Annotated in this window: 1 protein-coding gene; it reads left to right on the plus strand. The window is 62.9% G+C overall.

Going from position 1 to position 14,672, the window contains the following annotated elements; genetic code table 11:
- Nucleotides 1-512: 512 nt before the first annotated feature.
- Nucleotides 513-14,585 (plus strand): DUF7507 domain-containing protein, encoded by a 14,073-nt coding sequence (locus ELE36_RS04960; protein WP_129832037.1) that lies wholly within the window; start codon nucleotides 513-515, stop codon nucleotides 14,583-14,585.
- The last annotated feature ends 87 nt before the right edge of the window (nucleotides 14,586-14,672 follow it).

Raw genomic sequence — 14,672 nt, forward strand, 5'->3', positions numbered from 1 at the left:
GCCGCTCTGTGGTAAGCGCGGCAGAAACGTGAGCATCAATTTTCGCCGATTTTTTATGTCGAGTGCGCTTCAGCTGTGCGAAATTCCAACGGTTTCGCCCCGATGGGATGCTTGTTGTTGCAATTGGTTACACATGTTTGATTGTGTTTTCGATGATAGCCGAGCACCATTGCGCACTTCCGGCATGTTTTTGGCTAAATGTGATTCATGTCGCGGTTTTTCGTCATCAAGACTGCTAGCAAATCGATGGCGCGGAAATTGCTAGCAACGGTAAGAGAGCACACAGGGGTGTGCGTATCAGGCGCAATACAAGCTCACTGAAACAAGCAAGTCGCAACAAATTTTACGAGTGCCATTTCGTGTGGTCGCTTCAGTGAGTTTGTGCGCGATTTTGTCGTTTTCAAAATTCTTTACCGATCTTTACCGAGTTCTGTGCTGGATTCGACGAAATTCTTGAAAATGCCGCTGCCCCGACCGGGCGTGACTAACAAAATCCGCAAACCGAGATATCTATGAAAACTCTGCGACAGGCCCTGATCAACGTATTGCGGCACGCACGACTCCGCGTGAACGATATTTTGCGGAGCGGGGTAATCATAGTGGCGCTCTCGGCGCTGGCGATTCCGGCCGAGGCCTGGGCGCAGGTTTGCGCCAATCCCGGCAGTAGTGGCGCCGCGACGCCAAGCGGCATCGTCAACGTCTACTTTCAAGGGACTACCAATCTCGCCGCAGGCGCTACAACGCTGACCCTCGGCGCGCGCAATGCGACTGGGGCGACCAACAACATCGTGGTGGGCGATTTGTTGCTGATCATCCAGATGCAGGATGGCGTGATCAACTCCACCAACACCGGCAACTACGGCGACGGCAGCAGTGGTGCAGGTACGACCAGCGTCGGCAGCGCCGGCCTGCATGAATTCGTGAAGGTTCTAACGACCACTGGCACTGGGGCCGGTGCAGCAATTACTTTTTCGCCAGCGTTGACCAACAACTATATTCAAGCTGCTGCAAGCGCCACCAATGGCCAACAGCGTTATCAGGTAATTCGGGTTCCGCAATACACCACGGCGACCGTCGCTGGCGTTACCGCACCGGCTTGGGCAATCGATGGCGCAGCAACGGGTGAAACCGGTGGCGTGGCCGTAGTCGATGTAACCGGCACGCTGACTTTGGGTAGTGGCACGGTGGAAGGTCAAACCGGCCGTGCTTTTTTCCTCGCGGGCAAGGGTTTTCGTGGCGGGGCCGGCATCCAGAGCACGGCTAATAGTCCTAATACCGATTGGGCCTCTCCGGCCACGGGTGCACAAGGTGGCAAGGGTGAGGGTATCGCCGGCACGCCGCGCTTTCTCATCAACAAAACCAATCTATGGGGTTTTCAAACGACTAATAACGGCACTGCTGCTACGCAGGCTGCGCTGACTCAGCTCGACTATGGCGTCGAGGGTTATCCCGGCGGTTCACACGCTCGTGGCGCACCCGGCAATGCTGGTGGCGGCGGTACCGATGGTGGCACGACAGACAACTCCGAGAACGCTGGCGGTGGCGGCGGTGGCGGTTATGGCGATGGCGGATACGGTGGTCGTCCGTGGAATGCGCCGCTTGTCGATACTGATGGTCGCGGTGGTGCCGGTTACGCCACCACACTCGCTTTCAATCGTCTGTTCCTCGGTGGCGGCGGCGGTTCGGGTGGTACCAACAACGGCACGTCGGACACCGGCGTTTATATCAATCAGGCGATCTCGTGCAATGGAGCTAACGGAATTTGCTCGTCCGGTGCGGCCGGTGGCGGTATCGTCATCATTCGTGCAAACCAGGTCGTCGGTACCGGTGTCATCGATGTGCGTGGCGCACATGGTTACAACACCGGTAATGATGCAGCTGGCGGCGGTGGTGGTGGCGGTTCGGTAGTTATCTATTCGATCGTCGGCGGCAACGCTACAGTCGATGCATCGGGCGGCGATGGCGGCAATGCCTGGGCCGGTCAGGATGTTGGAAACCCGAGCACCACTGACCGGCATGGTCCTGGCGGCGGCGGCGGTGCAGGCTTCGTTGCTTTTTCTCCTACCGCGACAAGTGTAACGGCCATTCTCACGGGCGGCGTCCCGGGCATTACCACGAATGGTAACAATGATTATTATTCGTCCACCGGCAATAACGGCGGTCTGGCGACTTTCCAGATTCCGAGTACGCCTGGTGTTATTCCGGGCGCGCTTTGTTCACCGAATCTGCAATTGGCCAAGTCTGATGGTGTCACTACGCTGACTTCGGGCGGCAACACCACGTATACATTGACGGCAAGCAATACCGGCGGAATCGCCACCACTGGCACCATTACCGTGGTCGATGTGTTGCCGACACAACTTACGGTGAACGGCGGGGCAGCGGGCGCACTGACGCTGAGCGGGGCGCAAGCGGCAAACTGGACTTGTACTGCGGCGGCGAAAGCGACAACGACCACGGTTACCTGTACGTCCTCGACGGTCATCGCGGCTAGCGGCAGCAGCATTTTTGCTTTTCCCGCCGCGGTGGTTGGCGCGAACGGTACGGCGGTAACCAATAAATCGGCCATCGGCGGCGGCGGCGATACCAGCAAGACCACACCGACAGCCACCACCGTAGGTAATTGCACGGCGAACAACTCGCCTGCCGGTTGTGCTCTCGATACGGACACTATCGTCGCGCCGTTCCTCACCCTCAGTAAAACTGACGGCACCGACAGCGTTCTCGCCGGCGGCACGACTACTTACACGCTGACCGTCACCAATTCCGGTGCAGCAGCCACTACCGGCACCATTACCGTAATCGATGTATTGCCTACCGGCATGACCTCGGCGACGTTTACCGCCAACAATTTCACCTGCACGTACACGGCGGGAACAAATAGTTTTAGCTGCGTCAGAACCGTTGCGATTGCACCGGGCGCCAGCGTCACGATTCCGATTCCGGTCACGATCAGCGCCACCGCACCTGGGGCGTTGACCAACCTCGCCAAGATTGGCGGTGGCGGTGACCCCAGCAAGACAACTACTCCGACGGTCGCCACCACGACGGCCTGCCCGGCACCAGTACCGCCGGCAACCACATCGTTCGATACGACATCCGGTTGCGCTGGAGATATCGATAGCGTCAAACACGTCAACTTGTCCCTCAGCAAGGACGATGGCGTGCCGTATATCGTGATCAATGGCACGACGACCTACGTTTTCACCGTCACCAACAATGGCGATACCGCCTCGGTCGGCACGATCAATTTCCGCGATGTCCTGCCTGCCCCGTTCACGTGGCCTGCAGCCTTGACTGTAGGTGGTACCAATTCTGCCAATTGGACCTGCGTGCGTACCAGCGGCACGGTCGCTACATGTACTTCTACTGTTGCCATCCCGTTAGGTGCGACTAGCCAGTTCAGCTTGGTTGCCAATGCCAATGCCGCAACCCAGAATACCCAATATATCAATCAGTCGCGTATCGGCGGCGGCGGTGACGCCGATCTGCTTACGGGCGCACTCACCAGCGCCAACGTTACCGCCTGCATTAGCGACAATAATCCGGCCGGTTGTGCCATCGATATGGATACGGCCACCCAGCCGACCATTCGTCTCGCCAAATCACACTCCGACCCGCAGGCGCGCAGCCCCGGCGATACCGTGCCGTTCACACTCGCGGTCACCAATTACGGTAGCCCGTCGGGCGGCGCAGGCACGATCCGCGTAATCGACATCTTGCCGACCGGCCTCACCTTCAGCGGCACCACGCCGTTTACCTCGGGTATCTTCTCTTGCGCCGTTGTCGGTCAAACCATTACCTGCAACAACACGGCAGTGCTTGGTCTCACGGCGACGACATTCATCAATTTCAATGCCGTGCTTGCGGCGAATGCGGCTACGATTCTCGTCAACAAGGCACAAGTCGGTACCAATGGCGCGGATCCCACCAACGCCACGTTCCCGACGACGACGACCGCCGGTGCCTGTACCGGCACCGATGCGCCAACGACAGGTTGCGCAGTCGATACGGTCGCCAGTCCGACCAATATCACGCTCAACAAGACTGCACCCGCCACCGTTGTCGGCGGCGCGTCGCTGACCTACACGATTGGTCTTGGCAACAGCGGCGGCACCACGAGCGGCACCACGCTTACAGTTACCGATGTATTGCCGGCCGGCGTTACCTATGTCAGCGCGGCAGCGGGTACCAACGTAACCACAGTCGTCTGCACCGGCACCACCACAGTCACTTGCATCGTGACTCTTACTGCCGGACTTGCTCCTGGCGCGGCGAACGGTGCGGGCACCTTTACGATCGTCACGACAGCACCGACGACCGCAGGCTCGATCACCAACTATGCATCGGTCGATCCGACTGGCGGCACCACGCCGCCAACGCCGGGTGCAGCCTGTACCCCGGCGACCAGTTGCGGCAGCGCCACAACCAACGTAACGCTTGCGCGAAATCTGGGCATTACAAAGACCTCGAATGGTCCGTGGACGATCGGTCAGGCCGGTGCAACTTATACCTTGACCGTGACCAACACCGGGACTTCGGCGACTACCGGTACGATCACCGTCAAGGACACCTTGCCCACCGGCATCACAGCAAATTGGGCGGGCACTTTGGCCATCAATGGCTGGAGTTGTACGTTTGCCGGTCAAGCCGTGACTTGCACACGTACAACAGCTCTCGCGGCGAACACCGGTACGATCACTATCGTTCTTCCTGTGAATGTGGCCGCGGCAGCGTATCCGAGCGTCATCAACATTGCCTCGGTAGGCGGTGGTGGTGATAACAACAACGGCGGGACACCACCAACTCCCGGTAGTTGCGTCGCGGGTGACAATCACTGCGCCAGTAACACGACAACGATAAATGTTCCGAACCTGAGTATTACCAAGGCTGCGAATAGCCCATGGGCCGTTGCCCAGGCAGGTACGATTTACACACTGACCGTGACCAATACCGGTCCGGTGGCCACCAGCGGCACGATCACGGTCAAGGATCTGCCGCCGACTGGCATTACCGCAGCGGCAAGTTTCAGCAGCGGTACTTGGACATGTACCACGGCGGCACAAACCGTAACCTGCACGAGCACTACCAGTCTCCTCGCAACCAGCGGCACCAGCACGATTTCCATTCCGGTGACGATAGCCGCAACGGCAGCGGCCAGCTCAGTGAACAATGCTTCGGTCGGCGGCGGTGGCGATCCCAATAATGGCGGCGCGCCGCCTACGCCGGGCACTTGTCTGGTCGGTGACAATCATTGCGGCAGCGTCACTACGACAATTTCTCCGAAGGCCGACCTGGTCGTGACCAAGGTGGCGAGCCCAGTGAACACGTATGTGCCGGGCCAGAGCCTGAACTACACGATCACCGTGACCAACAACGGCCCGAGCGACCTGAGCGGTGTGACGGTCAGCGACCTGGTGCCCGCGAGCGTGGCGGTGAGCGCGTGGAGCTGCAGTGTCAGCAGCGGCAGTGCCGACTGCGATACCACCGCGGCCGGCACCGGCGCGAGCGGCAGTACCAATACGATCACCTTGCCGAACGTGTTCCTGGCCAGTGGCGCGAGCTTAAGCATTGCCGTGACCGGCACGGTACCGCTCTCGGCCACCGGTAGCATCATCAACAGCGTGACGGCCACGCCACCGGCGGGCACGACGTGCACGACGGCGCCGTGCACCAAGACCACGACGGTGACCAACACCAATGGCGGCACGCCGGTGCTGAGCATCGTCAAGACGGCCACACCGAGCACGTTTGCGATCGGTCAGACCGGCACCTACAGCCTGCAAGTAAGCAACACCGGCACGACCAGCACGGCCGGCACGATCACCGTCAGCGATACGCTGCCGGCCGGCATTACCACCACGGCCACGCCCAGTGGCACGAACTGGAGCTGCGGCGCCAGTACGACCACGCAGGTGACCTGCACCACGACCACGGTGCTGTTGCCCGGCGGCAATGCGCCGGTGATCAATGTACCGATCACGGTGGCCGCAGGCACCGCCTCCTCGATCAGCAACACCGGCACAGTCAGTGGCGGTGGCGATGCCAGCTGTCCGCTGGCGACGAGCCATTGCGCCAGCACGATCATCACCGGCGTCAACGCGCCGCAGATCACGTTGAGCAAGAGCGTGCAGAGCAGCCTGATTGTCGGTGTGCCGAACAACTACCTGATCACGGCGACCAACACCGGTCAGGCCACCACGTTGGCCGGCACGATCAGCGACATCATTCCGACCGGCCTCACGATTGGCACCTTGCCGGGCGGCTGTAGTGCGAGCGGCCAGACCGTGACGTGTGTCTTGCCGGCCGGCATCCTGGTCGGTGGCAACGTCGTGTTCACGATCCCGATCACACCGCAAGCCAGCACCAGCGGCACCAGCGTGGCGAACACGGCCGTGGCCAGTGGCGGCGGCGATCCGAGCTGCCCGGCGGCCTTGCATTGCGACGGCACCACGACCAACACCGTGCTGGCCCCGCAGCTGAAGATCGTCAAGAGCGCCAGCCCGAGCACGTTTGTGGTCGGCCAGCCGGCGACGTATACCCTGACCGTGACCAACACCGGCACGGCGGCGACGACGGCGGCGAGCAGCATCAGCGACGTGATCCCCACGGGACTCACGATCGGTACCTTGCCCAGCGGTTGTACCGCCAGCGGCCAGACCGTGACCTGCACGGTGCCCACCAATCTGGCCACCGGCACGCCGGTCGCCTTTGCCATCCCGGTAATCCCGCAGAACAGCCTGAACGGCCTGTCGGTGACCAATACCGCCGGTGTCACCGGGGGTGGAGATCCGGGTTGCGCCACGGGCACGCCGCTGGCGAGCCTGCCGGCGCGTTGCCAATCGCCGGTGACCAACCCGGTGAGTGCACCGCAGCTGACGATCGTGAAGACCGCGAGCACCAGCAGCTTTGTGGTCGGTGTCCCGGCCAGCTACACGCTGACGGTGACCAACACCGGCAGTGCCACGACCACGGCCAGCGCGAGCATCACCGATGTGATCCCGGGCGGCCTGACGATCGGTACCTTGCCCAGCGGTTGTACGGCGAGCGGCCAGCAGGTGACCTGCACGTTTGCTGCGGGTTTGATCGCGGGCAGCAACGTCGTCTTTGTCATCCCGGTGACGCCAACGGTGGCGGCGACCAACACGAGTGTGAGCAACACCGCGAGCGTCAGTGGTGGTGGTGATCCGACGTGTCCGAACACGGCCAACTGCACGAGCACGATCATCACGCCGGTGAGCGCGCCGCAGCTGAAGATCGTCAAGAGCGCGAGTGCCAGTAACTTTGTTGTCGGCGTGCCTGCCAGCTACACCTTGCAGGTGACCAACATCGGTACGGCGGCAACGACGGCGACCAGCACGATCAGTGACAACATTCCCAGCACCCTGACGATCGGCACGTTGCCGGCCGGCTGTAGCGCGAGCGGTCAGACCGTGACCTGCACGATTGCCGCCCCCTTGGCGACCGGCACGCCGGTGAGCTTTGTGATCCCGGTGACGCCACTTCCGGCGGCCAGCGGCACGACCCTGGCCAACACCGCCAGTGTCGTGGGCGGGGGTGACGCCAGTTGCCCGACCAACACAGCGGACTGCCAGAGCACGGTGAACACGCCGGTGAACGCCCCGGCGGTGAAGGTGGTCAAGACCGCCAGCAGCCCGAACTTCGTCGTCGGTGTCCCCGCCAGCTACACCTTGACGGTGACCAACACCGGCAGTGCGGCCACGACCGCCATCACCACGGTGGTGGACATCGTGCCCAGTTCCTTGACGATCGGTACCTTGCCCGGCGGTTGCACGAGTAGCGGCCAGACCGTGACCTGCACGATTGCGGCGGGCTTGGCGACCAACGTGCCGGTGACCTTCGTCATCCCGGTCACCGCGCTGGCCAGTGCCAACGGCACCAGTGTGAGCAATACCGCGACGATCAGTGGCGGTGGCGATCCGACCTGCCCGAACGTGAGCAACCCGAACTGCACGAGCACGATCATCACGCCGGTGAAGTCACCGCAGCTGCAGATCGTCAAGACGGCCAGTGCGACGAACTTTGTCGTCGGCGTCCCAGCCAGCTACACCTTGACCGTGACCAACATCGGCACGGCGGCAACGACCGCGACGAGCACGATTACCGACACGATCCCGGGCACCCTGACGATCGGTACCTTGCCCAGCGGTTGTAGCAATAGCGGCCAGACCGTGACCTGCACGATCGCCGCGCCCTTGGCCACCGGCACCCCGGTCAGCTTCGTGATCCCGGTCACGCCACAAGCGGCGGCCAGCGGTACGACATTAAGCAACACCGCCAACGTGATCGGCGGCGGCGACAGCAGTTGCCCGGCCAACACGGCGAACTGCCAGAGCACGATCACCACACCGGTGAAGGCACCGGCCTTGCAGATCGTCAAGACCGCCAGTACCGGCAACTTCGTCGTCGGCACGCCGGCCAGCTACACCTTGACGGTGACCAACATCGGCAGTGCGGCCACGATCGCGACCAGCACGGTCAGCGACAGCGTGCCGGCGAGCTTGAGCCTGGGTGCCGCCCCGGCCGGTTGCACCATCACCGGCCAGCAGGTGACCTGTACGGTCGCCGCCGGTCTGGCGGTGGGCGCGAGCGTGAGCTTTATCATCCCGGTCACGCCATTAGCCATCGCCAACGGCACGACGGTGAACAACACCGCAACCGTCAGTGGCGGTGGGGATCCGACGTGCCCGAACGTGAGCAACCCGAACTGCACGAGCACCACCGGCACGCCGGTGAACGCCCCGCAGCTGGTGATCTTGAAGACCGTCAGCAGCAACCCGCTGATCGTGGGTGTGCCGGCAACCTATACGCTGATGGTGACCAACAGCGGTTCGGCCGCCACCACGGCGACCAGTACCGTGACCGATACCATTCCGAGCACGTTGACCCTCGGCACGCTGCCCAGCGGTTGTAGCGCCGTGGGCCAGACCGTGACCTGCACGATTGCGGCCCCGTTGGCGATCAACAGCCCGGTCAGCTTCGTCATTCCGATCACGCCACAAGCCGCGGCCAGCGGTACCAGCGTGAGCAACACCGGTAGCGTAGTGGGCGGCGGCGATCCGAGCTGTCCGGGTGGGGCGAACTGCACGAGTACGACGATTACCCCGGTAGTCACCAAGGCCGACCTGGTCGTGACCAAGGTGGCGAGCCCAGTGAACACGTATGTGCCGGGCCAGAGCCTGAACTACACGATCACCGTGACCAACAACGGCCCGAGCGACCTGAGCGGTGTGACGGTCAGCGACCTGGTGCCCGCGAGCGTGGCGGTGAGCGCGTGGAGCTGCAGTGTCAGCAGCGGCAGTGCCGACTGCGATACCACCGCGGCCGGCACCGGCGCGAGCGGCAGTACCAATACGATCACCTTGCCGAACGTGTTCCTGGCCAGTGGCGCGAGCTTAAGCATTGCCGTGACCGGCACGGTACCGCTCTCGGCCACCGGTAGCATCATCAACAGCGTGACGGCCACGCCACCGGCGGGCACGACGTGCACGACGGCGCCGTGCACCAAGACCACGACGGTGACCAACACCAATGGCGGCACGCCGGTGCTGAGCATCGTCAAGACGGCCACACCGAGCACGTTTGCGATCGGTCAGACCGGCACCTACAGCCTGCAAGTAAGCAACACCGGCACGACCAGCACGGCCGGCACGATCACCGTCAGCGATACGCTGCCGGCCGGCATTACCACCACGGCCACGCCCAGTGGCACGAACTGGAGCTGCGGCGCCAGTACGACCACGCAGGTGACCTGCACCACGACCACGGTGCTGTTGCCCGGCGGCAATGCGCCGGTGATCAATGTACCGATCACGGTGGCCGCAGGCACCGCCTCCTCGATCAGCAACACCGGCACAGTCAGTGGCGGTGGCGATGCCAGCTGTCCGCTGGCGACGAGCCATTGCGCCAGCACGATCATCACCGGCGTCAACGCGCCGCAGATCACGTTGAGCAAGAGCGTGCAGAGCAGCCTGATTGTCGGTGTGCCGAACAACTACCTGATCACGGCGACCAACACCGGTCAGGCCACCACGTTGGCCGGCACGATCAGCGACATCATTCCGACCGGCCTCACGATTGGCACCTTGCCGGGCGGCTGTAGTGCGAGCGGCCAGACCGTGACGTGTGTCTTGCCGGCCGGCATCCTGGTCGGTGGCAACGTCGTGTTCACGATCCCGATCACACCGCAAGCCAGCACCAGCGGCACCAGCGTGGCGAACACGGCCGTGGCCAGTGGCGGCGGCGATCCGAGCTGCCCGGCGGCCTTGCATTGCGACGGCACCACGACCAACACCGTGCTGGCCCCGCAGCTGAAGATCGTCAAGAGCGCCAGCCCGAGCACGTTTGTGGTCGGCCAGCCGGCGACGTATACCCTGACCGTGACCAACACCGGCACGGCGGCGACGACGGCGGCGAGCAGCATCAGCGACGTGATCCCCACGGGACTCACGATCGGTACCTTGCCCAGCGGTTGTACCGCCAGCGGCCAGACCGTGACCTGCACGGTGCCCACCAATCTGGCCACCGGCACGCCGGTCGCCTTTGCCATCCCGGTAATCCCGCAGAACAGCCTGAACGGCCTGTCGGTGACCAATACCGCCGGTGTCACCGGGGGTGGAGATCCGGGTTGCGCCACGGGCACGCCGCTGGCGAGCCTGCCGGCGCGTTGCCAATCGCCGGTGACCAACCCGGTGAGTGCACCGCAGCTGACGATCGTGAAGACCGCGAGCACCAGCAGCTTTGTGGTCGGTGTCCCGGCCAGCTACACGCTGACGGTGACCAACACCGGCAGTGCCACGACCACGGCCAGCGCGAGCATCACCGATGTGATCCCGGGCGGCCTGACGATCGGTACCTTGCCCAGCGGTTGTACGGCGAGCGGCCAGCAGGTGACCTGCACGTTTGCTGCGGGTTTGATCGCGGGCAGCAACGTCGTCTTTGTCATCCCGGTGACGCCAACGGTGGCGGCGACCAACACGAGTGTGAGCAACACCGCGAGCGTCAGTGGTGGTGGTGATCCGACGTGTCCGAACACGGCCAACTGCACGAGCACGATCATCACGCCGGTGAGCGCGCCGCAGCTGAAGATCGTCAAGAGCGCGAGTGCCAGTAACTTTGTTGTCGGCGTGCCTGCCAGCTACACCTTGCAGGTGACCAACATCGGTACGGCGGCAACGACGGCGACCAGCACGATCAGTGACAACATTCCCAGCACCCTGACGATCGGCACGTTGCCGGCCGGCTGTAGCGCGAGCGGTCAGACCGTGACCTGCACGATTGCCGCCCCCTTGGCGACCGGCACGCCGGTGAGCTTCGTCATTCCGGTCACGCCACTTCCGGCGGCCAGCGGCACGACCCTGGCCAACACCGCCAGTGTCGTGGGCGGGGGTGACGCCAGTTGCCCGACCAACACAGCGGACTGCCAGAGCACGGTGAACACGCCGGTGAACGCCCCGGCGGTGAAGGTGGTCAAGACCGCCAGCAGCCCGAACTTCGTCGTCGGTGTCCCCGCCAGCTACACCTTGACGGTGACCAACACCGGCAGTGCGGCCACGACCGCCATCACCACGGTGGTGGACATCGTGCCAAGCTCCCTGACGATTGGTACCTTGCCCGGCGGTTGCACGAGTAGCGGCCAGACCGTGACCTGCACGATTGCGGCGGGCTTGGCGACCAACGTGCCGGTGACCTTCGTCATCCCGGTCACCGCGCTGGCCAGTGCCAACGGCACCAGTGTGAGCAATACCGCGACGATCAGTGGCGGCGGCGATCCGACCTGCCCGAACGTGAGCAACCCGAACTGCACGAGCACGATCATCACGCCGGTGAAGTCACCGCAGCTGCAGATCGTCAAGACGGCCAGTGCGACGAACTTTGTCGTCGGCGTCCCAGCCAGCTACACCTTGACCGTGACCAACATCGGCACGGCGGCAACGACCGCGACGAGCACGATTACCGACACGATCCCGGGCACCCTGACGATCGGTACCTTGCCCAGCGGTTGTAGCAATAGCGGCCAGACCGTGACCTGCACGATCGCCGCGCCCTTGGCCACCGGCACCCCGGTCAGCTTCGTGATCCCGGTCACGCCACAAGCGGCGGCCAGCGGTACGACATTAAGCAACACCGCCAACGTGATCGGCGGCGGCGACAGCAGTTGCCCGGCCAACACGGCGAACTGCCAGAGCACGATCACCACACCGGTGAAGGCACCGGCCTTGCAGATCGTCAAGACCGCCAGTACCGGCAACTTCGTCGTCGGCACGCCGGCCAGCTACACCTTGACGGTGACCAACATCGGCAGTGCGGCCACGATCGCGACCAGCACGGTCAGCGACAGCGTGCCGGCGAGCTTGAGCCTGGGTGCCGCCCCGGCCGGTTGCACCATCACCGGCCAGCAGGTGACCTGTACGGTCGCCGCCGGTCTGGCGGTGGGCGCGAGCGTGAGCTTTATCATCCCGGTCACGCCATTAGCCATCGCCAACGGCACGACGGTGAACAACACCGCGACGGTCAGTGGTGGCGGTGATCCGACCTGCCCGAACGTGAGCAACCCGAACTGCACGAGCACCACTGGTACGCCGGTGAACGCACCGCAGCTGGTGATCCTGAAGACCGTCAGCAGCAACCCGCTGATCGTGGGTGTGCCGGCAACCTATACGCTGATGGTGACCAACAGCGGTTCGGCGGCCACCACGGCGACCAGCACCGTGACCGACACCATTCCGAGCACGTTGACGATCGGTACGCTGCCCAGTGGTTGTAGCAATAGCGGCCAGACCGTGACCTGCACGATTGCGGCCCCGTTCGCGATCAACAGCCCGGTCAGCTTCGTCATTCCGATCACGCCACAAGCCGCGGCCAGCGGCACCAGCGTGAGCAACACCGGTAGCGTAGTGGGCGGCGGTGATCCGAGCTGTCCGGGGGGGGCGAACTGCACGAGTACGACGATTACCACGCCGGTAAACGCACCGGCAGTGCGCGTGGTCAAGACCGCGAGCAGCAGCAACTTTATCGTTGGTGTGGCGGCGAGCTACACGCTGACTGTGACCAACGTCGGCAATGCGGCAACAACGGCGGTGACGACGGTTACGGACAATGTGCCGACGGGCCTGACGATCGGAACGGCACCGAGCGGTTGTGCAGTGAGCGGGCAGATTGTGACCTGCACGATTGCGGCAGGTCTGGCGACAAACAGTCCGGTCAGCTTCGTGATTCCGGTAACGCCGCAAGCCTCGATCAGCGGTAGCAGTATTTCGAATAGTGCGGCGGTGAGCGGCGGCGGTGATCCGACCTGCCCGAGCCAGGCGAATACGAATTGCTCGAGCACGGTCATCACGCCGGTGAATGCGCCGCAACTGCAGATCGTCAAGACTGCTAGCAGCACTAACTTCGTCGTGGGTGTGGCGGCGAGCTATACATTGACGGTGACCAATACCGGCAGCGTGGCGACGACGGCGGTCAGTACGATCACTGATATCGTGCCGAGCACATTGACGATCGGCACCGTATCGAGTGCTTGCAATGTAAGTGGCCAGACCGTGACCTGTACGATTGCTACCGGATTGGCGATCAACACTCCGGTGAGTTTCGTGATTGCAGTAACGCCGCTGCCCGCAGCGAATGCGACGATATTGACCAACACGGCCAATGTCAGCGGCGGCGGCGATCCGAGCTGTCCGAACCAGGCCAATGCGAACTGTTCGAGCACCGTCACCACACCGGTGAACGCGCCGCAGCTGCAGGTGGTCAAGACCGCGAGCAACAGCAGTTTTGTGGTCGGCACGCCGGCGAGCTATACGCTGACAATCACCAACATCGGTAGCGCCGTTACTACAGCTGTCACCACGGTGACGGATAACGTGCCGAGCAATTTGAGCATCAGCGTGGTTCCGGGTGGTTGCGCGGCCAGCGGACAAATCGTGACGTGCACGATCGCTGCGGGTCTGGCGATCAATACGCCGGTGAGCTTCGTGATTCCGGTCACGCCGCTGGCGGCAGCAAACGGCACGAGTCTGGCGAATACCGCAACGGTAAGCGGCGGTGGCGATCCGACCTGCCCGAGCCAGTCGAATCCGAATTGCTCGAGTACGGTGATCACGCCAGTGACGCAGTCGCAGTTGACGATCGTAAAGACCGGACCGGCGACCGCGACTGCCGGCCAGAACATCGTCTATTCGATCACCATCACCAATACCGGTACCGCTGTTGCCAACAACGCGATACTGAGCGATCCCGCACCGACTGGGTTGACGTATGTGAGCGTCGGTGCGCCGTGTTCCGCGTTGCCATGCAATCTGGGTACGCTGAATGTGGGGCAGAGTGTGACGGTGACCGGATTGACCTTTGCGATCAGCCGCGGCTTCACGGGTTCAATTCTCAATATCGCCAGCGTCGTCAGCGACCAGACTACGCAAACCAGCTCCAGTGCGTCGACTGTGGTAAAGCTGCCGCAGGCGAATCCGCCGAAGGCAGTGCCGGTAAATACGCCATGGCTGCTGTTGATGTTGGGCCTGATTCTGGGGCTGGGCGGCGTGAAAACCTTGCGAGTGACACGACGTTGATTGCCTGACTGCGTAATCCGCAGCAAGTAGAAAAAGCCGCGCAATGTCGCGGCTTTTTCTTCGCCGGGCAATGAGCGCGATTGCCGT

This window comes from Pseudolysobacter antarcticus (genome assembly GCF_004168365.1).
Lineage (GTDB): Bacteria > Pseudomonadota > Gammaproteobacteria > Xanthomonadales > Rhodanobacteraceae > Pseudolysobacter > Pseudolysobacter antarcticus.